This window comes from Enterococcus sp. C76, assembly GCF_040886985.1.
Lineage (GTDB): Bacteria > Bacillota > Bacilli > Lactobacillales > Enterococcaceae > Enterococcus_B > Enterococcus_B lactis.
The window spans coordinates 63,134-85,729 of sequence record NZ_JBFOEY010000002.1 but is presented as its reverse complement, the minus strand read 5'-3'; the positions used below and the strand labels follow the sequence as shown (position 1 = coordinate 85,729).

The 22,596-nt window shown below is 39.5% G+C and carries 22 protein-coding genes and 1 other annotated feature; of the genes, 18 read left to right on the top strand and 4 right to left on the bottom strand.

All coding sequences use genetic code 11. The features are described from left to right. Positions 1-28 precede the first annotated feature (28 nt). The 3 genes from AB3I00_RS02895 to AB3I00_RS02885 all read left to right on the top strand — a co-directional run bounded on the left by AB3I00_RS02895 (position 29) and on the right by AB3I00_RS02885 (position 2,804). The gene (locus AB3I00_RS02895) at positions 29-538 is read left to right on the top strand and encodes a hypothetical protein (protein ID WP_002315963.1); all 510 of its coding nucleotides are present in this window, start codon (positions 29-31) and stop codon (positions 536-538) included. Next, positions 535-1,839, top strand: a complete 1,305-nt coding sequence (locus tag AB3I00_RS02890) for a glycosyltransferase (RefSeq protein WP_002329629.1) — start codon at positions 535-537, stop codon at positions 1,837-1,839. Before AB3I00_RS02895 ends, AB3I00_RS02890 begins: the two co-directional genes overlap by 4 nt. Positions 1,840-1,946: 107 nt before the next feature. Then, positions 1,947-2,804 (top strand): LPXTG cell wall anchor domain-containing protein, encoded by an 858-nt coding sequence (locus AB3I00_RS02885; RefSeq protein ID WP_245169384.1) that lies wholly within the window; start codon positions 1,947-1,949, stop codon positions 2,802-2,804. Between the two features lie 110 nt (positions 2,805-2,914). Here the strand turns inward: AB3I00_RS02885 and AB3I00_RS02880 are convergent, their stop codons facing one another. Continuing rightward, positions 2,915-3,235 carry a putative heavy metal-binding protein gene (locus AB3I00_RS02880; protein ID WP_002292575.1) on the bottom strand — a complete coding sequence of 107 codons (321 nt, stop codon included), beginning with the start codon at positions 3,233-3,235 and terminating at the stop codon, positions 2,915-2,917. 101 nt (positions 3,236-3,336) lie between these two features. On the opposite strand from AB3I00_RS02880, the gene dhaM reads away from it, so the two are divergent. The 10 genes from dhaM (at position 3,337) to AB3I00_RS02830 (ending at position 10,423) form a co-directional block, all read left to right on the top strand. Further along, positions 3,337-3,783, top strand: a complete 447-nt coding sequence (dhaM, locus tag AB3I00_RS02875) for a dihydroxyacetone kinase phosphoryl donor subunit DhaM (RefSeq protein WP_002316646.1) — start codon at positions 3,337-3,339, stop codon at positions 3,781-3,783. Then, positions 3,758-4,768, top strand: coding sequence for a dihydroxyacetone kinase subunit DhaK (gene dhaK, locus AB3I00_RS02870; protein WP_368024748.1), 1,011 nt, complete (start codon positions 3,758-3,760; stop codon positions 4,766-4,768). The genes dhaM and dhaK overlap by 26 nt, the downstream gene beginning before the upstream one ends. 28 nt (positions 4,769-4,796) lie before the next feature. Then, positions 4,797-5,402: a dihydroxyacetone kinase subunit DhaL gene (gene dhaL / locus AB3I00_RS02865; protein ID WP_002341024.1), complete on the top strand. Its 606-nt coding sequence runs from the start codon at positions 4,797-4,799 to the stop codon at positions 5,400-5,402. A 125-nt stretch (positions 5,403-5,527) separates the two neighbouring features. Further along, entirely contained in the window at positions 5,528-6,187 is a 660-nt protein-coding gene (locus tag AB3I00_RS02860) for a glucose-6-phosphate 1-dehydrogenase family protein (RefSeq protein ID WP_070770118.1), read from the top strand. A gap of 381 nt (positions 6,188-6,568) precedes the next feature. Then, positions 6,569-7,084, top strand: coding sequence for a hypothetical protein (locus tag AB3I00_RS02855; protein ID WP_070770119.1), 516 nt, complete (start codon positions 6,569-6,571; stop codon positions 7,082-7,084). After that, positions 7,084-8,442: a DUF2974 domain-containing protein gene (locus AB3I00_RS02850; RefSeq protein ID WP_368024747.1), complete on the top strand. Its 1,359-nt coding sequence runs from the start codon at positions 7,084-7,086 to the stop codon at positions 8,440-8,442. Before AB3I00_RS02855 ends, AB3I00_RS02850 begins: the two co-directional genes overlap by 1 nt. Before the next feature lie 16 nt (positions 8,443-8,458). After that, entirely contained in the window at positions 8,459-8,770 is a 312-nt protein-coding gene (locus AB3I00_RS02845) for a hypothetical protein (protein WP_024635416.1), read from the top strand. 18 nt (positions 8,771-8,788) lie between these two features. Further along, complete coding sequence (locus AB3I00_RS02840; protein WP_070770121.1) at positions 8,789-9,052, top strand: hypothetical protein; 264 nt, start codon at positions 8,789-8,791, stop codon at positions 9,050-9,052. 540 nt (positions 9,053-9,592) lie between these two features. Further along, entirely contained in the window at positions 9,593-9,703 is a 111-nt protein-coding gene (locus tag AB3I00_RS02835; protein WP_162499746.1) for a cadmium ABC transporter ATPase, read from the top strand. Positions 9,704-9,763: 60 nt separating this feature from the next. Continuing rightward, positions 9,764-10,423 carry a Crp/Fnr family transcriptional regulator gene (locus tag AB3I00_RS02830; protein WP_002292592.1) on the top strand — a complete coding sequence of 220 codons (660 nt, stop codon included), beginning with the start codon at positions 9,764-9,766 and terminating at the stop codon, positions 10,421-10,423. 78 nt (positions 10,424-10,501) lie between these two features. Here the strand turns inward: AB3I00_RS02830 and AB3I00_RS02825 are convergent, their stop codons facing one another. Beyond that, positions 10,502-12,112 (bottom strand): ABC transporter permease, encoded by a 1,611-nt coding sequence (locus AB3I00_RS02825; RefSeq protein ID WP_002292594.1) that lies wholly within the window; start codon positions 12,110-12,112, stop codon positions 10,502-10,504. Positions 12,113-12,124: 12 nt separating this feature from the next. Then, a complete protein-coding gene (locus AB3I00_RS02820) occupies positions 12,125-13,006 on the bottom strand; it encodes an ABC transporter ATP-binding protein (protein ID WP_104764715.1) in 882 nt (293 codons plus the stop codon). A gap of 252 nt (positions 13,007-13,258) precedes the next feature. Here AB3I00_RS02820 and AB3I00_RS02815 point away from each other — a divergent pair, with 252 nt between their 5' ends. Further along, complete coding sequence (locus AB3I00_RS02815) at positions 13,259-13,858, top strand: TetR/AcrR family transcriptional regulator (protein WP_002292597.1); 600 nt, start codon at positions 13,259-13,261, stop codon at positions 13,856-13,858. Between the two features lie 66 nt (positions 13,859-13,924). Here the strand turns inward: AB3I00_RS02815 and AB3I00_RS02810 are convergent, their stop codons facing one another. Continuing rightward, positions 13,925-15,226, bottom strand: a complete 1,302-nt coding sequence (locus tag AB3I00_RS02810) for a polysaccharide deacetylase family protein (RefSeq protein ID WP_368024746.1) — start codon at positions 15,224-15,226, stop codon at positions 13,925-13,927. 262 nt (positions 15,227-15,488) lie between these two features. Beyond that, positions 15,489-15,694, top strand: a binding site (T-box leader). Between the two features lie 104 nt (positions 15,695-15,798). Here AB3I00_RS02810 and tyrS point away from each other — a divergent pair. The 4 genes from tyrS to nhaC all read left to right on the top strand — a co-directional run bounded on the left by tyrS (position 15,799) and on the right by nhaC (position 22,362). Further along, entirely contained in the window at positions 15,799-17,055 is a 1,257-nt protein-coding gene (gene tyrS / locus AB3I00_RS02805; protein ID WP_368024745.1) for a tyrosine--tRNA ligase, read from the top strand. A 289-nt stretch (positions 17,056-17,344) separates the two neighbouring features. Next, the gene (gene tdc / locus AB3I00_RS02800) at positions 17,345-19,222 is read left to right on the top strand and encodes a tyrosine decarboxylase (protein ID WP_002286400.1); all 1,878 of its coding nucleotides are present in this window, start codon (positions 17,345-17,347) and stop codon (positions 19,220-19,222) included. A 242-nt stretch (positions 19,223-19,464) separates the two neighbouring features. Beyond that, positions 19,465-20,886, top strand: coding sequence for a tyrosine-tyramine antiporter (gene tyrP, locus AB3I00_RS02795; RefSeq protein WP_002286392.1), 1,422 nt, complete (start codon positions 19,465-19,467; stop codon positions 20,884-20,886). A gap of 108 nt (positions 20,887-20,994) precedes the next feature. Then, positions 20,995-22,362, top strand: coding sequence for a Na+/H+ antiporter NhaC (gene nhaC, locus AB3I00_RS02790; protein WP_002292602.1), 1,368 nt, complete (start codon positions 20,995-20,997; stop codon positions 22,360-22,362). Positions 22,363-22,596 lie beyond the last annotated feature (234 nt).

Sequence of the window (22,596 nt, the reverse complement as noted above, 5' to 3'; positions counted from 1 at the left end):
GTCGTAACAAAAAATGTGAGGTGAGGATATGAAAAAAGTAACAAGAGAAGAAGTTGCATCGATTTTGGTGAAAGATAAGTATTTTTCAAAAGGTAATTATTGGTTAAAAATTTGGCAAACGCTAGTGGCTCTTTTGGGTTGGATGATCGTTGTTCTTCCTTTTATATGGGTGTTTTTTCCATTGACGAGACCAGAAAGAGCCAAAGATTTTTACTTGTACGCTTTTTTATTGGAAAAGAAAATGCTGTATTTCTTCATCGGCTTTTTTGCATTGATCTTTTTCAGCTTCCTGATTATCTCATTTGTGTTGACTAGATGGAACAATCGAAATTTATATAGAAAAGTAAATAAGTCTTTTGAATATGAAGATGAAGAATTGAAAAAAAGACAAGAATTACTTGAAGAAATGTATACGGAACGTTTTGGAACAAAAGAAGAGAGAGAAACGGTCCGTTTTTATTCTGTCTCCGAAGAGAAAAATCTAGATACGACACTCATTGCAGATTTGTATAAAGAAAATGGGGTGGAACTGAAATGACCTCAATCACTCATACAGGGAATCAATTCCTAGATACTTGTTTGTCTATCATGTATTTTTTTCTCGTTTCTTATCCGATTTTAGGCGGATTTGCATGGTTTATTGGAGTCTGGTGTTATGTTTTTTTATACAAACATAAACAAAAAGAATGGGTAGATGTTCCATCAGGTGTCGAACCGTTCATTACGATCATGGTGCCAGCCCATAATGAAGAGATCGTGATCGAAGATACGATTGAGTATTTGATGACGAAATTGAATTATCACAACTATGAAGTATTAGTGACCGATGATGGTTCAACGGACCAAACACCAGAAATATTAGCCAGACTGATGAAAAAATACGCTAATCTTCGTGTGGTTCGGATCGAAAAAAATAAAGGGAAAGCCCATGCGTTTAATATCGGACTTGCCTTTGCAAAAGGGAAATTGATTTTAAGCAATGATGCAGATACGGTACCGGAGCCAGATGCACTGAACAGGTATGTGAATTATTTCATTCGCCCTGGTGCAAGACATATTGCTGCGGTCACTGCAAATATGGATGTCCAAAATCGTACCAAGTTGATTGCAAAATCGCAAACGGTTGAATTCTCGAGTATCGTTGGTATCATCAAACGAACACAGTCAGCTGTTTTCGGTGGCCTTTATGCGTACAGTGGGGCAAATACGATGTATCGAAAAGAAGCCTTGATCGATGTGGGCGGATTCAGGCAAGATCGAGCGACAGAAGACATCAGTATTGCTTGGGACCATCAGTTAAATGATTGGGTGTCTGTTTTTGCTCCTGGGATCATCTTTTTCATGGAAGTACCTGTGACGTTGAAGATGCTATATCGACAAAGAAAACGTTGGGCAAAAGGTGGAACAGAAGTCTGGCTGACGAATTTCAAAAAAGTGATGCTCCATCCTTTTGAACATATCGGAAGAACGATCATCTTCATTGATCAAACATTGAGTATTGTCTGGTCAATATTCTTTTGTATTTCCGTGATTCTTTTTATTGGATTGATTGGGCATTATGTGTACCAAGGAAACTATGAACAGATCTATGTCACTTTTACATTCAGTTTTGTGTTCATCTGCTTTGAAATGGTCGCAGGATTTTTCCAGTTGCTAGCTTCGCTGATTGTAGATGATCGACGAAGAAAATTGAAATATCTTCTTTTCGCGCCACTATATATGCTTTTGTTCTGGATAGTGAACGCGATAACGATCGTGACGACTTTCATTCCAGCAGTCAAAACGATTTTAGGTTATGGAAGCGGGACATGGAAAAGTCCGGAACGTACAAAAAAATAAAAGATGCACCGTTTTTTAGACAAACAGCCTGTTGTGTTTATGGTTCTTCCAATCATTTTTGCTTATAATAAGAAATTAGTTAAAAAGTAGTAAGGATGGGAAAAGTGATGAAAAAAAGAATGAAGCCGTTGATCTGGCCGATTGCTGTTTCCGGTATTTTCTTCTTCGGACACACAGCTTTTGCAGAAACTTCTGAACCTGCTCAAACAGAGCCTTCAACAACTATAAGCTCTTCTGATGCTGAAAACGGAACCTCGGAAACAGAAATGACTTCCAATGTACCGACAGATAACTCAGGAGAAACGATTTCGTCTTCAGAAGATACATCAACGAATAATTCTACCTCTTCTGACCAAATCGATCATTTGCAAGACTTGGAAAATAAAAGAAAAGAACTCGAAGAAGCATTAGAAGCTGCAAAAAACAAATTGAAAGAAGACCAAGCAGCAATCGATCAAGATTTAGCTGATCTTAAAAATAAAGCGGGAAATGACCGTGCACAACTTGAGAAAAAGCTTGCCGAAGCGAAAGCAAAAGCGGAAGCTGTCCAAACAGATCTTGACGGGAAGATCCAACAAGCAAAAGAGTTCAATCAACAATTAGATCAGGTTGCTCAAACAGCTTCTGGAAAGCTAAGTCAAACTCAAGCGGATATCACAGCGGCCAGTCAAGCGATCCATGGAAAGATCAGCGAAGCGCAAACAGTTGCTGATGATTTTGAAGCAAAAAAAGCAGACTTAGCAGCTAGTTTCCAACGAATAAAAGATATTTTGCATTCGGCAGGAGAAAAATCAGTGGCCTCTGGAACCACGACAGAAACAGTTCATCAAACGACAGAGCCATCCGAATCAACAAGTCAGACTTTACCAAAAACAAATGAAAAAACAGCTTCTGTCAATTATTCCTTCGTAGGTACAGGTGTGCTAGTTGCAGCAGCTTACGGAATCATTCGCAAAAAGAAATAAAAAAGAGAGAATGGGAAGGTAGTGAACCTCGAAGTTAGACTGAAAAATCTAACTCTTGGATCCCACTACATGTCCCATCTCTTTTTATTTATTAAGACAGCTATTCCTACTTATCTTGTGGAGACAGCTGTTCCACTACATGTGACCATCAGCATGCCATTGTCGCTGCCTAATACTTCGTAGTCCATTTTTACGCCGATGATTGCATCAGCTCCTAATGCTTTTGCACGTTCGGCCATTTCCGCAAGGGCTTCTTCTCTTGCGCCCATTAGTTCATTTTCATAACTTTTTGAACGGCCGCCAAAGACGTTTCGCAAACCAGCCCCAAAATCTTTCAATACATTGATCCCAGTAATAACTTCACCAAAAACGATTCCTTTATAAGCTACTACGGTTTTTCCTTCCACACTATTCGTGGTTGTTGTAATCATTCGATCACTCCTCTCTTTAATGAAAGTATAACAAAGTTCAAGATGCGCAACACATATTTTCCCAAAATTAGGAATTTATTATATACTTGAATTGTTCATTAATGAAAGCGAAACCAATCGTTAGCAACTATGTAAAAGAAAGGAAGATTCTTGTGAAAAAGAGTATTTTGCTTATTTCTCATAGTCAAAAAGTAACAGATGGTATTAAAGAAATGATTGAGCAGATGCAAAAATCCCAAGAGGTGCAGATCTTTTCTCTCGGCGGAATAAATGGCGAGATCGGATCAGACCCGATGAAAATCGTAGAAGCTGTCAATGAGTCAAGCGATGCAGCTAGTTATTTTGTTTTTGCGGATATCGGCAGCGCGGTATTGAATTCGGAATTGGCAAAAGACATGTTGGAAGAAGAACAGCAGCAACGTTATCATCTGGTGGATGCGCCTTTAGTGGAAGGAGCTTTTGCAGCAGCCATCACCGCCGGTATAACGGATGATACTCAGCAAATCTTAACAGAAGCACAAAATGCCGGAAAGAAAGGATGGGAATAAATTGAAAAAAATCATGAATGATCCAAGCAATATTGTCGAAGAAATGCTGGAAGGATTAGTAAAAAGCTATCCAGAACTTGTTCATCGTGTAGAATCTTCCCGTGTTGTAGCCAAGAATCAGAAAGCGGAACAAGTTGGTTTGGTTTCTGGTGGAGGAAGCGGACATGAACCATCCCATGCCGGGTTTGTAGGGGAAGGAATGTTAAGTGCAGCGGTGCTTGGTGATGTGTTTACTTCTCCAACTCCAGATCAGGTTCAAACGGCTATCAAGGAAGCGGATAGTGGAAAAGGAGTTTTACTGATCGTTAAGAATTATACAGGGGATGCATTGAACTTCGATATGGCAAAGGAACTAGCTGCTATGGACGATATTGAAGTAGAAAGTGTGATCGTAGATGATGATATCGCCGTTGAAAATAGTACGTATACTGCTGGAAAACGCGGAGTTGCGGGTACTGTCCTTGTACACAAAATCGTGGGCGATGCAGCAAGAAACGGTGCTTCCCTAGCAGAGTTGAAAGAATTGGGAGAAAAGGTCGTACAGGCAACTAAAACGATCGGTGTAGCGCTTCGAGCAGCAACTGTACCAGAAGTAGGGAAACCAGGATTCGAACTAGGAGAAGATGAGATCGAGTATGGTGTTGGTATCCACGGTGAGCCAGGCTATCGTCGAGAAAAGATGCAGCCTTCTAAAGTACTGGCAAAGGAACTTGTTACTAAGATTTTAGATGATTACTCGAATTTGCCAAAAGAAGCAGGTGTATTCGTCAACGGAATGGGCGGGACGCCTTTGATGGAACAGTTCGTATTCATGAATGATGTTTTAGCTCTGTTGGAAGAAAGAGGCGTCAATGTAGTTTTCCGAAAAGTCGGTAATTTTATGACCTCACTAGATATGCAAGGCCTTTCTCTGACGCTGATCGACTTGACGGAGACACAATGGAAAGATTCTTTAGAAAGCAATGTACAGACGATTTCATGGTAAGACAATCTCAAGATAAAAGGGTGATAATATGAAATTAACCGTTCAAGAAATCCAAGAATGGCTCTCACAATTTGCAGAGGCAATCAATCAGAACAAACAATATCTCAGTGAGCTAGATACCCCGATTGGCGATGGAGACCACGGAAATAATATGGGAAGAGGGGTTTCAGCTTATGAAGAAGCTTTTCAAACCGATCATCCTGAAACAATTAGTGATACATTCAAAGTATTCTCTATGGCGATGATATCGAAAGTCGGTGGGGCTTCTGGTCCGTTATACGGATCTGCATTCATGAACATGATGAAAGCGACAAAAGAGGTCGATTCTATTGATTCTCAAGAAAAATTAGGAGAAGTGATCGAGCAGGGAACAGCGGGTATTCAAAGCCGAGGAAAGGCAGAAGCTGACGATAAAACGATGTTAGATGTTTGGCTCCCAGTTACAGAGGCATTGAAAGCAGGAAATCTAACAAAAGAAATCATTGAACAGGCAAAAGAACACACCAAAGACTTGGTAGCTAAAAAAGGACGAGCTTCCTATCTAGGAGAGCGTGCAATCGGACATATCGACCCGGGAGCTGCTTCCAGTGCCATTTTATTTACGACACTACTCAATGTGATCAAAACTTCATGACCGTTCCTGTAAATGGAAACAGAGGCTGAACTCGAAAAGCAAGCAGTTGCTTTTTCGATTCAGCTTTTTTACAGTTGTTTCTTTTAAATAAGATAGTTAAAATAAAAAAGAAAAGAGGGAACAAAATGGATCTAATGAAAGAAGACTATCAGTTATTTGACAGAGACAATTATGCATTCAAACAACTCAAAGAAATACATACACCAGATGAAGTCGAACAAATCAAACAAGAATACAAAGCACATTGGCAAAAATGGAAAGAGATCCAACTCCAGACTGCTGCACTTTTGCCTGATACGTATGGCATGAGCAAACCTAAAATCGAGAGTTGGACGAATGGCTGGAATTTACGCAGTCATTTTTGGAGCGCGTACCGAAGCGAATCTCGTCAAGACGAGAATGCCTGTCTAGCAGTTTTGTTGAATCAAAAACAATACCAAATCTATTTGATGTATCAGCACTATAAAAGTGACACGAGAGAAGGAAGCGTTGAAGGATACAATCAATTGCTATCTTTACTGCAGGAATGGAGTACCCAGGTAGCGATTGAAGAATATTATATCTGGCCTCAGCCTGAAAATGAGCTGGAAGATCATTTGCCTTTATCCGTTTATTTATCAGATAAGAGGAAGCAAGAAGAGCTGCGAGAAACAATGGGCAATCGAACCTTCCAACTTGGCAAACTGTTTTTTTCTCCAAATGAATACACAAACATCGAAGAGAAAACTGCTGAGGCGCTCAAAGAACTAGCGCCATTGTATCATGCGATAAAAAATAAGTTATGAAAAAGCTGATTGCGTTGCGTACTAAATAGATGGCACATCATCGAATCCACTGCTCTCATGATGCAACATAAACAGACACCTGCGAAAAAATCATTTTTTTCGCAAGTGTCTGTTTGGTTTTTCCATCAGCCAAATCAGAATAAAAATTTAAACAAATCTAAAAACATAACGGTTAACGATCTCTAAAAAACGACGATTGCTTGCGTCCCGCTTATTCTTTTGTATATGTGTTTCGATTTGCATAACAGAAAAAATGAGAAAATATTCATTTTGTTATCAAACAAGGAAAAGTAAGAAAAAGGCTTCTTTTTTCACTGATAAGCCTATGGTAAAATCCATTTAAAGCGTTTTCTTTGTGAAGAGAAGTAAGAAGGAGTAAGCATGAAAAAAATCATTTTCAGAGGAGTCATAGTCATCATCGCACTGAGTATAGGAGGGAAAATATTGATGGATAGAAGAGAAAAAGACAATGAAGAACTGCGTACCATCCAAACCGATCTGGCAAATTATTTGTATAATCATTATGAGATTTATACAAAAGATAAGGACAAAATCGATGAAGCAGATAAGAAATACAATGGTGGTAATGGAACAATAACAGATGACGAATACTTAGAGAGTTTAAAAAATGCTAGGCAATATTTCAACATCGAAAAAATAGAATTTACAGGTTTCTCTGTAGGCCCGATGAAAGGGTTGGTAGTTGGATTTATCATCAATGATGTTTACCCAGATGAAACGACGCTAGATACGAGATCAGCCGAAACAAATAAGTGGCTGTATTCCTTCAACACTGGGAATACTAGGAATTCATATGTACTAACTAAAAAAAATTCTTCGACAGATGAAAAAATGCCCGAAGAAAACATTATCTATTATGACAAGGGAGTCAAGTGATGGACCAAAACAAAGAATTCTCTAAAGCAGTATATGGCGTTGAAACAGGGAAAGTAAAAGTCAACGAAAAAATCGTTGAGGATAAATATCTTGTTATTGATGTCATTGATACCGACAAACATACGATCGGAAAAGAAAAAACACCAAAGAAAAACGGTATGCAGGCCATGGTCGTGGCTGAAATCAAGGATAAATACAAAGGCTATGATAAAGATGATTTGAAAAAGCAAGCCGACTACCCCAAATCGGTCATCAAAAAAGACCTGACCATCGCCTACGCGGGCACTAAAAACTGGCAGGACTGGAAAACGAACATCCGAGAAGTCGGCTTCGAGGACAAACACGACAACGGCGCCTTCCAGTCTGTTTTAGCGTATGCCGATGCAATCGAAAAGACCTATTCTGTCAAAGACGGCTACACCATTTCCACGACCGGTCATTCCTTAGGTGGAGCACAGGCAATCTATGTCGCTGTTTTAAAAGGTTATCACGGATTTACATATGCAGCGGCAGGCCCAGGCCTGAGTGAGAAACAGCTCAAGAATTATGAAGGGCAGATCATCAATCTGTATGACACTTCAGACATCGTGACTAGTGGCTGGCTGACTGGCGGGAAAGGCCAACTGCCATTTCACAGTTTCGGAATCGACAACGCCGGCTGGAAAAACTATGGACACGATCTAAATCAGTTCAATCTCGACAAAAACGGGAATTACATTGATAAATATGGCGATATCGTCATCTATTCCGACCAACATGGTGGGGTCGCCCTCGAACAGACCTTACTCGCCCAGCAAATCATCAAAAACAAAGCTATGATCCGTCAAATGGAGACATATGGCGAAAAAAATCAATGGGAGAAAGATCGGATCAGTCAACTGAAAGAAGAAAACAAGTGGCTCCAGCTACAAATCAGTGCTTTCTCCAAGCTAGTGACTTGGCGGAAAAGATTCACAGCGAGCAGCGGCGGTCTGTCGACCAATGAACAGATCTATTTAGACGACCAGCAGGCGCTGATGATCGTGAAACATGCGGCTTCCGTCTTCAATCAAGCGATGGAACAAGTGCTAGTCATTTACCAGCGTGGAATTCGTGATTTGGAACAGCTGTGGGCAGATGGTCTTGCGATGGTCCGCAGACAGACACCGCTTTTGTCTCAGAACGAAATGCTCGATGCTCTGCGAGAAGTCGGTTGTACAAAGCAGACGATCGTTGATGAACCTACGCAGGAATTCCGGGAAAAAATCTTCAAAATCAAGCAGCTTTCAGCAGAATTCTCTACCTTGGCAAAAGAGATCGAAGCGAAAATCAATGAGCTGGTCCAACGTGATCGGGACTTGGCACGACAATTATTTTAAAACAAGGAGTAGTGAGATGGAAAAAGAAAACCAGATTCATGAAACATACCGAAAAGAACGACTGCAGCTAGAAGATCAGGAAGATCAGCTCAGACAGATGCAAAAGAACATGCAGCAGCTGGCAGAAACGACTTATTCCAATATACGTTTTTCGGTGCGTTCCTTTGAATGCCCGAAGGATTCTTTGTATTTTGCACAAAAAGAACTCAGACGTTTAGAAGAGAGGTTCTCTCATGAATTGATGCAGAAACGAAAAAAAATCTATGATCAGCAAGATGAAGTCGAACGCCGTTATCGTGCTGATCTGCAACGATTAAACAAAAAGTAACAGGAAAGGAGACAATAAGTGATCGTTCTAGAGGAAAAAATTTGGGAAGACTACCAGAAAGAGATACAAAAAATCTCAGCAAGAGCTTTAGGGATTGCGATGACTCAAGACAAAGTCACGAAATGCAAAAAGGTGAAACAAGTCGCAGAGGTGGAAGCAAGCACGGCAAAAAAAGCGGTATCCTCTGCAACGACTGGATTGGAAAAAGCAGTAAAGGGTCGTTTCGGCAAACAAGTAACAGCGGCATTTAGTAAAAAAAGCCGAATGTTAGTAAGTTTTTAGAAAATCAGCTACAGTAATAAAGAGGTTGTGAAAAAGCTATTCTGCATCAAGCAGTAAGAACAAGCAGAGAAAAATAGCTTTTCATATTTTTCATCTGATTGGGCTTAGTGTCGTAGATGCAAGCTTTTGAACACCGTTTAAGGAAGAGGTTGTGAAATCAGTGTTTTGACCTGAGTATTAGAGAAAAAAACGGAAAAATAGCTCCTCATATTTTGCCGTTTTTTGAGCTAATGCCGAGGGTCAGCTGATTGAACACCGTTTAAGGAAGAGGTTGTGAACTTGCCGTTTAACTCTGAGTCACAAGGAACAATTTCAAAAAACAGCTTCTCATGTTTGATGATATTGTGACTTGTACCCGAGGAGTTGGCAGGAGAACACCGTTTATTCAAAAAATAGGAGTTGTGACAAGGCGTTTGTCACAGCTCCTATTTGACATAAGCGGCAATTTTCAATTTTACTTATAGATAGTATCAAAAAATGATTTTAGGACATAAAACACTCATCACCATTGTTATCGAGAGTCTGATCCTGGTGGCCGAGGTGGCAAGCGGTATGCTTTTCCATGAAATGAGTATTCTGATCGTGGTCATAAACGGCATGTGTCTGCTTACTTATCGCACAAAAAGAAAAATCTTGATACAAATCAATTAACCAAGTTAAAAGAACAAGTAGAATAACAAACAAGGAAGAAATCCAAAGGAGGAATCTGCTATGAGACATGAAGGATTGTGTGTTTCACTCGTTCCATTATTCAATCATCTCGAGATAGAAGATCAGCAAAAAATCCACTCGCTAGTGACACACAGAAAAGTGGAAAAAGGAGAACAGATTCTTGCGCCGAATGGAGAGTCTCAATTAGTGATCGTGGCTTCCGGCAGTATGAAAGTGTATCAATTATCTGCTAGCGGAAAGGAACAGCTTTTACGAGTAGTAGAGCCGGGCGGATATGAGGGAGAGAGCCAGTTGCTAGGCGTTCCAAATGAGTCTTTATTTGGCGAAGCACTAGAAAAAACGGAAATTTGTGTATTGAGACAAAAAGATTTCTCGGAACTTTTACTGCATTATCCCGCCCTTAGTCTGAAACTTTTAGCAATCAACGCTGAGAAATTAACAAAAGTACAGCAGCAGACAACTTTTTTGATGATGGAAAAAGTAGAAGAACGAGTCGCTGTCTATCTGCTTGATTTAGCTAAAGCGACAGGGAAGAATCACTTTTTCCTGCCAATGAAAATGAAAGAACTTGCTGCATTTATCGGTACGACCCCCGAAACTTTATCTAGAAAATTTAAATTATTAGAGGAGAATGGTTATGTAAAAAGAGAGAATCGGGAAGTCTGGATCATTGATAAAGAGCAGTTAGAAGACTTGTAAATACAAAAATGACCTCCAAATGTTGGATTTTTGATCCCAATTTGGAGACTAGTATGAAATTGAACATGCTCTTTTTTGTTATCCTTCCACTAAATCTCTTCTCCTATAACCGATAGCACCAAGGACGATCAGTGCAAGGCTGATACAGGATAACGTAAGGAATACGGAAAGATCGAAAGAATCGTTTGGCATCCGTGGTACCCAGCTAGGGACCGCTGTTTTGGAGAACCATTCTGGCAAATCCAAAATCCCGCCAAAGTAATTGAGCGCAAAGGAGTAAGCTAAGTAGATATAAGCAAATTTACCCATTCGAGGAAGCCATCCGAATAGAAAGCCACTCATCCCGATAAACACTAAAACAGCAGGCAGAAAGTTGAATCCGGCTTTAAGAAACAGCAATAGATCCATATCTTTCGCATCCTTCATCGATGCCAAAGCAGAAAGTCCTAGCGCACCAGAACTAATCAGAATCGACAATATAGAAAACAGGATCGCTAGTAACAGATTTGTCCAATAAAGTTGGTTCCTAGAAATTTTTGTTGCGAACAGCTGATTCATACGTCCGTGGGTTTCTTCTGTAAATAAACGATTGATGCTAGCAATTGGTAAAATAGCAGCTAGACAAATCAAGACGACCATGATCGTGCTTGTAAAGTTTTTTTCAATTGAGACGCCAGATTGGATAAACATCTGTTTCATTAAGTCGTTACTTTCTAAAAATTGTTGCATATTCCCGTAGATAGAGCCGTATGCCGCCCCCATCAAACCAAAAGTGATGAGCCAACTGATTGTCATTCCTTTATTTAGATAGAATAATAAACCACGCAAGGATAGAAGAGAACGTTTAGCATACGGTTTTCCTTCACGTTCGGGGATATAGCCGGTGTTCAAGTCTCGATGTTCCTCTAAAACAAATGAACTGATTATCAAGATGAGACTGAACAAAAACAAATAAAGCAAAGGAATCCAGTTATTAGTTGTAAATGGATAGGTCAAATAAGACCAGCCTAAAGGATTCCACATCGAAAGGGAGGAAACAGCTACATCTGTTATTGCTCTTAGAAGATAGAGTCCACCTAAAAACGCTAGAGACAGACCATTCGAACTGGCTGAACTTGGCATCAGTTGTGCAGCAAACAGTGCAACGGCACTCCCCAAAATCCCCGTACTACCTACAGATAGCCCAAAAAGCCAAGCACCTTCTGCAGTGATCGAATCTGCTTGAAAAAAAATCATCGTACAGCTGATCGATATTGCTAAAAGCAAATTGATTAGAATACTTTCAGCGATGACAGCTAAAGAGTTTGCTTGACGTCCGACTCGAAAGGAACGAATAAGTTCAATCAGACCAAGCTCTTCTTTTTTTCTCGTTTGGCTCACTACATGCAAAACCGAGATCACAGCAGCAAACAAACTGCAAAAAAGCAACATTTCATTTGCATACATCGCTCCTAAAGTATACTCAGCAGCATTCGAAGCGGGAGTTGGTCCGACCATTGCTATCATTGCCGGATTTTGCATTGTTTCGTATAATCCAGCTAACCCTTGTCCTGAAGTCAATTCTTCAAACGCAGGGACAAAACCACCAGAAAAAGCAGTGACACCGACTAGCCATATCAAGATCTTTTTCCAGTCACGGCTAAGGTTTTGAGAAAAAAGGGTGGACCAGCGTGAAAATTTATCAGTCATTTCGATTCCTCCTCATCCTTCATAGTGCCTCATGAATAAATCTTCAAGAGTCGGTGGAATAGATTCAAATTTTTTCACACCTAATTTGGAAGCTTCAGCTAAAATCACATCGAAAGCTTCGTTGTCAGCAGCAAATTGAGCAAGGTGGCCTTTTTGCACAAAATCATGGACACCGTTCAATTGTGCTAAGTGGCTGTTATCTGCTTCTGTTTCTATAGTAATGGTCGAGCGGGTCAAATGACGCAATTCATCGAGTGTTCCTTCTTCTACGACTGTTCCCTCGCGGATGATCACGACTTTATCTGCCAACCGTTCGACTTCACTGAGAATATGAGAAGAAAGCAGGATGGATTTGCCCTGTTCTTTCAGTTTTTCAACTTCTTCTTGAAAAATGGTCTCCATCAAGGGATCTAAACCAGAAGTAGGCTCATCAAATAAATAGAGATCCGAATCAACAGCTAAAGCAGCAATCAAGCCCACTTTTTGACGATTTCCTTTTGAATAGTTTTTTGCTTTTTTCTTAGGATCAAGAGAGAAACGTTGAATCAGTTCGTCCTTTTTTTGAGCGTTCCCTTTTCCATGAAGCTTCATGAAGAGATCGATGATCGCTCCTCCAGTCAAATTTCCCCATAAAGAGATGTCACCTGGAACATAAGAAAGACGTTCATGGATAGATAAACTATCTTCCCATACATCTTGACCAAAAATCGTTGCCGTTCCGCCGTCTTTTTTTATAATCCCTAAAAGTGTCCGAATCGTCGTGGATTTTCCAGAACCATTTGGTCCGATAAATCCAACGACTTCACCTGAATGTACGGTGAAAGAGACGTCTTTTAAAGCTTCGAAACGACCAAAGTTCTTTTTCAAATGTGTGACTTTGACGATTTCTGCCATAAAAACCCCACTCCTTTTTTGAAAATATATACTAAATAAGATTAAACGGTTTAATAAAATGGTTTTATGCCTTTTTATAAAACTTTTTTTATTATTTTAGTACATAATATTCTTTTTATAAATTTCTGTCAATGAATTCATAAACAAGGAATTGCTGGCTTGATACTTTCTCAATAGATAGTTATAATAAACCTCAGAATAAATTTGAACTATATATATTATAAAAGTTTAAAATTACGGGAGGCTCTACAAATGAACGGTTTTGAAAAGAGAGCACAAGAGAAAAAGAAAGAGATTTTACAAGCAGCTTTTGACTTGATGAACACAGACATAGGAACCGCCGGAGTGACGATGGATAAGGTAGCTGAGAGCGCTCAGGTAAGTAAAGCGACGATTTTTAAATATTTTGGCAGCAAGGAAGGGCTGATTTATGAAGTATTTTTCACATTTATGAATGATTTAGGGCAAGAAGCGAAAGCGTTGATTGCGGAAAATCTTCCATTTGAAGAAACGTTGATTGCCATGAGTGAAAATAAAATCCGCTATCTCAATCGAGTGAACAAACAATTTTATATCGATTTGATGACATACTATACAAAAAAAGAAAAAAAAGAATTTTCTGACGCGATGGATGCGTATACGCAAGAAAGTTTCAGTATCATGCTTGATCTTTTCCATCGAGGGCGTAAAGAGGGAAAAGTGGATTTGAAATATTCTGATGAGTTCTTGATCCTCTATTTTCAAGCAATGGTAGAAGGAATTTCTAAGCCGGAGATATACGCAAAACTGCTTCCATATACAGCAGAATGGACAGAAGTCCTGATCAAGGGAATCGCGCCGAAGAAGAAATAAACCAAAAAAGCCGAAACTGACGATAAAATGTCAGTTCGGCTTTTTTGGTTTATAAATGACGTAAAATCAAGCGGATTCTCGTGCTTCTTTGTCATAGACATCATGAACGTTGATGAATGGATCAAGAATAGGGTTTTGTCCGTCTAAATCTGATTGGAACCGAATGCCATCGATATTGATTCGAGCATTTCGATAGAAATCCGTACCTAATTGTCCCCAAGCGGGAGTAGAAGCATCTACATTGCAGAAAATATCGAAACCTTGACTCTTTAAGTAAGCAAATTTTTGATTTTCTGCTGAATAAGGCTGCCAGTCGCTAATATCTGCACCAAATGGATAAATCAGGATATTTGTTTTTCCTAGGATAGGTGCAACTTCTTGCTGCCATAATTCATTGTCTTTTTTGACATCCTCTAATGAAGCTTGAGTCATATTCAAGTGTCCCCAGGTATGGGAAGCAAAGCTCCAGCCATCTTTCTTCAACTGATCAGCTACTTTTTTAGCTTCTTCGATCTCTTTTTTTGTTTTCTCGTTATCTCCGTATTGAGACTTGGATGTTCGATAACCTAAAACACCGTTGTAACCTGTCAGGGCCAAGGTGCCTTTTGCGCCTCGATAAGAAAAATCAGGATGTTTCTTGACAAAAGCATCGATCAGAGGAACCATGTCAAAGTCCCCAATTTCTTCCTTATCATTCTCTTTATAAACATTTTTGATTTCATTGTTATTTGATACGACCAATCGGCTAGGAAAACCGGAATTATCCATATATTCATAATAGCTGACATCATCTTGCGAAAGAACTAATGGTTTTTTTCCTTCAGGTAGCGCGAGTCCGTTAAAGGAAAGATTTCCTTGTTCATCTTTTTGGATCAAATCATTCAAATTGACTAAAACAAAATCATTTTGATAAAGTTGTTCGATCGAACGGTTGAACTCTTCAACAGTTACCATATAGTCTTTATATCCTTGCGACTGTTGAGAGTGGAAGGCTTTTTGCGGGTCCACGATCAAGCTGTGAAAAAAGACGTGAGAGATCTGAGTAGGGTCAGACCAGTCAATCAGTTGTTCTTTCTCCTTTTTCAGTGTTTGAAGAAGTTGCTGTGTTTCTGCAGATCCGTTTTCACTGTTTTTCTCCAATAAAGCAATCGCTTGGTCATAATCATAGCTTTGTGCCAGATTTTTTGCTTGAGTAACTAGCTGTTGCTTATCATCCATTGGCTCTTTTGTCTTTTCTGTTATTTTTTTTTCAGGAATGATCGGTTCTTTTTTTGTGTATGCTCGGATGACAAAAAACAGACTTAAAATTAAAATAACGACAGTTAAAGCAGAAGTGGCTCCTAAAATAATTTTTTGCTTTTTTTCCATATACCTCGTCCCTTGCTTTTTCATTTTTTTACTCGTCCCATTGTTCATTGTAACGAAGAAAGAATAAGAGGAAAAGTAAAGTGACTTCTCGATAAATTGCAGAAAAAATACAGAAAAAATAGTTTCTTTTAACAATAGTTAAAAATAAAATGTTCGGGATTAGAGCGGATTCAAAAAAGAAAAAATGAGGAATTTAAAAAAAATATCCTTTTTCTGTTGACAAAGAAAAAGTTGCGCTCTATGATAGACACATATTAATAATAACAAGACGAAGATCGAAACGAAGTAGTTGTTAAAGCCAATGTTTCAGAAAGCTGGTGGTTGCTGCAAACCAGTACATGCTTTAAAGCGAATTACATTTCAGGAGTCTCTGGCAGTGATTGCCACGCGACAGCGTTAAATGTTCGAGAGGTATGTTGGATATCTAGACATACAAATTGGGTGGTACCGCGAGATTTCGTCCCTTGGCTATATGCCAAGGGACTTTTTTTATTTTCCATCCCGAAGAAATACTTAATGACGCATGCTAGCAGGTTCCTGCTTTCATAAAAAACTACACGGAGGTCAGTAAAATGAATATTATTGATGAATTAACTTGGCGCGACGCCATTAATCAGCAAACAAACGAAGAAAGACTTCGCGAGCTCGTTGAAGAAAAGAGCATTTCACTTTATTGCGGCGTTGATCCAACTGGTGATTCGATGCATATCGGACATTTGATCCCATTTATGATGATGAAAAGATTCCAATTGGCAGGCCATCATCCATATATTCTGATTGGCGGCGGAACAGGAACGATCGGCGACCCAAGCGGCCGTAAAACAGAACGTGTGTTGCAAACGATGGAACAAGTGCAACATAACGTGGATGCACTTTCCAATCAAATGAGAAAATTGTTTGGTAAAGACGCAAATATCACATTTGTGAACAACTACGACTGGTTGTCAAAAATCTCTTTACTTGAATTTTTGAGAGACTACGGTAAAAACTTCAACATCAACACGATGTTAGCAAAAGATATCGTTGCCAGCCGTTTGGAAGTAGGGATCTCATTCACAGAATTCACTTACCAAATCCTGCAATCCATCGACTTTTTACATCTGCATAAAACATACGATGTACAACTACAAATCGGTGGAGCAGACCAATGGGGAAATATCACAGCTGGTTTAGACCTAATCCGAAAATTAGAAGGACCAGAAGCAGAAGCGTTCGGTTTGACGATTCCATTGATGTTGAAAGCGGACGGAACGAAATTCGGAAAAACCGCAGGCGGTGCCGTTTGGCTTGATCCTAAGAAAACTTCACCATTTGAATTCTACCAATTCTGGTTGAATCAAGATGATCGTGATGTAGTGAAATACTTGAAATTCTTTACGTTCTTATCTCAAGAAGAAATCGAAGAATTAGCGAAGAGAGTAGAGACAGAACCTGAGAAACGTGAAGCACAACGCCGTTTGGCAGAAGAAGTTACAAGATTTGTGCATAGTGAAGAAGACTTGAAAGAAGCGCAAAAAATAACACAAGCATTGTTCTCTGGAAATATTAAAGAACTAAATGCGGAAGAAATCGCGCAAGGATTCGGTAAAATGCCGAACGTTGAAATTTCAAGCACACCTGAAAATATCGTGGAGCTACTTGTTTCCACAAAAATTGAACCATCTAAACGTCAGGCACGGGAAGATGTTTCAAACGGAGCTATAAGTATTAACGGTGACCGCGTTACCGATTTAAATTTTGTCATAAATCCATCCGATGAATTCGATGGTAAGTTTGTGGTTATTCGAAAAGGTAAGAAAAATTACTTTTTGGCCAAAGTAATTGATTAGAATTTAGTAAGTTTTTGCCTTGAAAAAGGGGAATACTATTACAACATTCCAATTTTGAAACCCATCCTAAAATAGAACGCTGGTTGTCGTTAATACAATCTTTGCGAGGGAGTTTACTTTTGTAAATTCCCTCGTTTTTTTAATTATTTCAAAAGTATGAACAATTCGAATAATTGATACATATTAAAATACGATTAAAAAACGGTCGAAAGCTTAGTTTACAGAATAGGAGAACAGGTGTAATGTAGGGCTCGACAAAATTTAAATATTTTTTTAGGAGGGTTTCACTATGAGTGAATCATTGTCGAAAGATCTAAACCTAAATGCCCTATTCATTGGGGACAAAGCTGAGAACGGCCAAATCTATAAAGCTTTGTTGAATGAATTGGTGGACGAACATTTAGGCTGGCGTCAAAACTACATGCCTCAAGACATGCCTATCATTACGCCAGAAGAAAAAAGCAGTGCTAGTTTTGAACACACTGTGAATAAAACAAAAGATGTTCTATCAGAAATTTCAGCGCGGATGCGTACCCATTCCGTTCCTTGGCATAATGCCGGACGCTACTGGGGTCATATGAACTCTGAAACATTGATGCCATCTTTACTAGCGTATAATTTTGCTATGCTATGGAATGGTAATAACGTTGCTTACGAATCTTCTCCTGCAACAAGCCAAATGGAAGAAGAAGTAGGCATGGAATTTGCAAAATTAATGAGCTATAAAGATGGCTGGGGACACATCGTTGCTGATGGTTCTTTAGCAAACTTAGAAGGACTTTGGTATGCCCGCAACATCAAATCATTGCCACTTGCTATGAAAGAAGTGACACCTGAACTAGTTGCTGGAAAAAGCGATTGGGAATTGATGAACTTGTCAACAGAAGAAATCATGAACTTGTTAGACAGTGTTCCAGAAAAAATCGACGAAATCAAAGCTCACTCAGCACGTAGCGGAAAACATTTAGAAAAATTAGGGAAATGGTTGGTTCCACAAACAAAACACTATTCATGGCTAAAAGCTGCCGACATCATCGGTATTGGTTTAGACCAAGTAATTCCAGTGCCAGTTGACCATAACTACCGCATGGACATCAACGAACTTGAAAAAATCGTTCGTGGTCTAGCAGCTGAAAAAACACCAATCTTAGGTGTAGTCGGTGTTGTAGGATCAACAGAAGAAGGAGCAATCGACGGTATCGATAAAATCGTTGCATTGCGTCGCGTATTAGAAAAAGACGGTATTTACTTCTACTTGCACGTAGATGCTGCTTATGGCGGATATGGCCGTGCGATTTTCTTAGACGAAGACAACAACTTCATTCCATTCGAAGATTTAAAAGACGTTCATTACAAATACAATGTCTTTACAGAAAACAAAGATTATATCTTAGAAGAAGTACACAGTGCATATAAAGCAATCGAAGAAGCAGAATCTGTAACGATCGACCCACATAAAATGGGCTATGTTCCATATTCTGCCGGTGGTATCGTCATCAAAGATATCCGCATGAGAGACGTTATCTCTTACTTCGCAACATATGTATTTGAAAAAGGTGCAGATATCCCAGCATTACTTGGAGCGTATATCTTGGAAGGTTCAAAAGCAGGGGCAACAGCAGCCAGCGTTTGGGCAGCACATCATGTCTTACCTTTGAATGTCACAGGATACGGTAAATTGATGGGTGCATCAATCGAAGGGGCACATCGTTTCTACAACTTCTTGAATGACTTGTCATTCAAAGTAGGTGACAAAGAAATCGAAGTTCATCCATTAACTTATCCAGATTTCAACATGGTAGACTACGTATTCAAAGAAAAAGGCAACGACGATTTAGTTGCGATGAATAAATTGAACCATGACGTATACGATTATTCTTCATACGTGAAAGGAAGCATTTACGGTAATGAATTCTTAACTTCACATACTGACTTTGCTATCCCAGACTATGGCAACAGCCCATTGCAATTCGTGAACCAACTAGGATTCTCAGATGAAGAATGGAACCGTGCCGGAAAAGTAACTGTATTGCGTGCCAGCGTAATGACACCATACATGAACAAAGAAGAACACTTTGAAGAATATGCTGAAAAAATCAAAGCAGCTCTTCAAGAAAAATTGGAAAAAATCTACGCAGACCAATTATTGGCAAGCGAAGCAAAATAAGCAAGGTAATCATGTTAGAAAACAGCTTGAATGCTAACTGTTTCTGACGCATGTTTGGATCGGAAGAGCAAGGGGTGACCTAAGCTCTTCGATCCCTTTGTTTTGAGGTTGTCTTTGAAGAACTCCTTCAAGCAATAGACTCAAAGAATCCCCTCAAATATTCGCTGAATTGTTTCGTTTATTGCTGAAACTACTTCAAAGACACCGTTATTTTATCCAAAAAATCAAGGAGAGTGTCAACGGTGAGTAAATCTGAAGTAAGTAAAATGGGTCTTGGGACCTTTATCGGTCTGACAATGGCACTGTGTGCAACGGTTCGGAGTATTCCTACGTTAGCCGCAGTCGGTTGGACATTGATTTTTTATTCAATTTTTGCAGTTTTGTTTTTTGCCGGTCCGATATCAATGGTTTCCGGTGAGCTTTCAACGATGCTTCCTCAAGAAGGCGGTCCTCAGTTATGGGTAAAAACAGCACTGGGCAGCAAATGGGGATTTGTCGTTGCATGGCTATTATGGGTGCAAATGTTCCCAGGTATGGTAATGGTCGCTTCTACTTTAGGACCATTGTTAGGAAACACATTTGGTAATGTAGAACTTGGCAATAATCATTGGTTCGTTTTAGGTTGTATTTTAGTTATCTACTGGATCATCACGATCTTGAACTTGAAATTCGATATGGCAAAAGTCGGCGGGAACATCGGTGTATGGCTAGGGGTATATATCCCAGTAGTCATCATGTTCGTTTTAGGTGTTTTGGCAGCCTTCAAAGTCGGACTAGTCTCAAACGGCTATCTAGGTGACTTTTCATGGTCAAAAGCTTTCCCTGACCTGGAACATATTGATTCATTGAAATACTTAGCTGGTATCACATTTATTTTTGTTGGGATCGAAATGAGTTCTGTTTACATGCCTCGTTTGAAAGACGCAACAAAAAATTATACAAAAGGCGTATTTATCGCTTTGATCGGATTAGTTTTATTGAATGTCATCAATGCGATGCTTGTTGCCAATGTCGTACCAGATGGAAAAATGGAATTAGCAAATATCACGCAGCCAATCTTGATTGATTGCCAAATCCTAGGCTTACCAGAAGTGATCGGAAATATCTTCAGCTTCATGGTATTTATTGGTGTGCTTTTACAATTATCAGCTTGGGTTACTGGACCATCAAAAACAATCATCCAAGTAGCTCGTGAAGGATTCCTTCCACCAAAATTCGGATTCCATAAAGAAAACAAATACGGCGTATCTAGAAATGTCGTTCTAACACAATCAATCGTTATTTCATTATTTGCTTTGCTTTATGGTGTAATGGATGACGTAAGTGCTGTATTCTTGACACTTACAAATGCTACAACTGTTATTTATTGTATCGTGTACATTTTGATTGCTGTTTCATTGCTTAAAATGCGTAAGAAACATCCAGAATTCGAACGTCCTTACCGAATTGGTAAAAACGGAAACGGCTTAGCTTGGGTAGTCAGCTGCATGCTGATCTTCTCTATCATCGTTGTCGTATTTGCTACATTAGGTACAGCGACATTGAGTGATGCATTATTAGTAGCAGCTATCACAGTGGTCATGTTCGTTATTCCATTGATCATCAATCACTTCAAGAAAGATTCTTGGGGGATTGAGGTAGAAAAAAGTTTAGAAGAAAAATAAAAAAATAAGTCTTTCAGCCGACGATCTGTCGCTGATTTAGTAGGAGGTCCTGCCAAGTGAATAGTTTTTTCATGGCAGGGCCTTTTCATTTGAAATAGGAGATCGACGATGAATAAAAATATTTCTTTAAAAGAAAGTATCGCTGTATTGATCGTGTTGTTGGCACTCCTAGGAGTACTGATCATCGGATTCCAACTCTCGCCACATATCCCGATCCTTGCAGCTTTCATGTGTTTGTTGTTTTATGGCAGATTTAAAAAGTTTTCATGGGATGAGATTCATGACGGGATCATCAAAGGAATCACCCCGGGGATCATTCCGATCCTGATTTTTCTTTTGATTGGCGTCTTGGTTGCCTCTTGGATTCTATCTGGAACCATCCCTACGATCATGGTTTATGGATTCAAGCTTGTCTCTGTACGTTTCTTTTTACCGACAGCATTTCTTGTTTGTGCAATTGTCGGAGTGACAGTCGGCAGTTCATTTACGACGATTTCGACGATTGGGATTGCTTTTTTGGGAATCGGTCATTTGCTTGGATTCAACGATGCAATGACTACAGGTGCGGTCGTTTCTGGTGCATTTTTAGGGAATAACTGCTCGCCTCTATCGGATACGACGAACTTGGCGGCTGGTATCGGCGGAGTCAATCTATTCGAACATATCGCTGGCATGCGTTATACGGATTTTCCGGCATTCGTCCTTTCGTTGCTTTTTTATACGATATTAGGACATAACAGTCATTCAGCCGACCTAGCCAGTATCAATGAAATGATCCAAAATATGAAAGCAAGCTTTTGGATCTCTCCTTGGACATTGATTCCGTTAGTTATTTTATTTGGCGGGGCAATCAAAAAAATCCCAGCTATCCCTACATTATTAGCAGGATCGACAGCCGCCCTCGTTCTTTCCTTTATCCATGAGAAAAGTTTGACGATTGGAAAAGCAGCAGACATCTTGATGAATGGTTATGTCGCGCATACACCTGATCCCAAGCTAGATGAACTGCTTTCTCGAGGCGGGATCATGAGTATGTTGGGCTCAGCCAGTTTGATTTTACTGGCATTGGCATTAGGTGGTTTATTGATCAAATATTTGATTGTTGAGACCATCGTGCAAGAATTAAAAGAAAAGATGGACCGACCTTCTCGTTTAGTCGGGTTTACTGCCTTAAGTTGTATCGGAGTCAATCTGATCGTTGGAGAGCAGTACTTGTCCATCATTCTTCCAGGAGAAACATTCAAACGCTCCTTTGATGAGGTTGGCTTATCAAAAAACTATTTGACACGGACGCTAGCAGATTCAGGAGCAACCGTCAATTCTCTTGTACCGTGGGGAGTTAGCGGCACATTCATTATGGGGACGATGAAAGTTAGCGCGTTGCATTACTTGCCATTCGCTTTTTTCTCGATCCTTGCTCCTGTCTTTACAATAATAGGCGGTTTTTTATTGAATCGCCGACATGTGAAAAATTGAAGAAAAGATCAAAAGGTTGTGACTATTTTTGTCACAGCCTTTTTTGCGAAACTAGCGATTTATACGATTGAAAAACTATCTTTTCTTTAAAAAGAAATAATAGGAATAGAAGCTTTGATAGTTGCGATAAAATAAAAATGGATAGATAAAATTCGAGAGAAACATGTATTGACGTGGCAGATGAAAGGGGTAGATTTGTTGGTGTATCAGGAGTGCCGTTAGAAGAACAAAAGG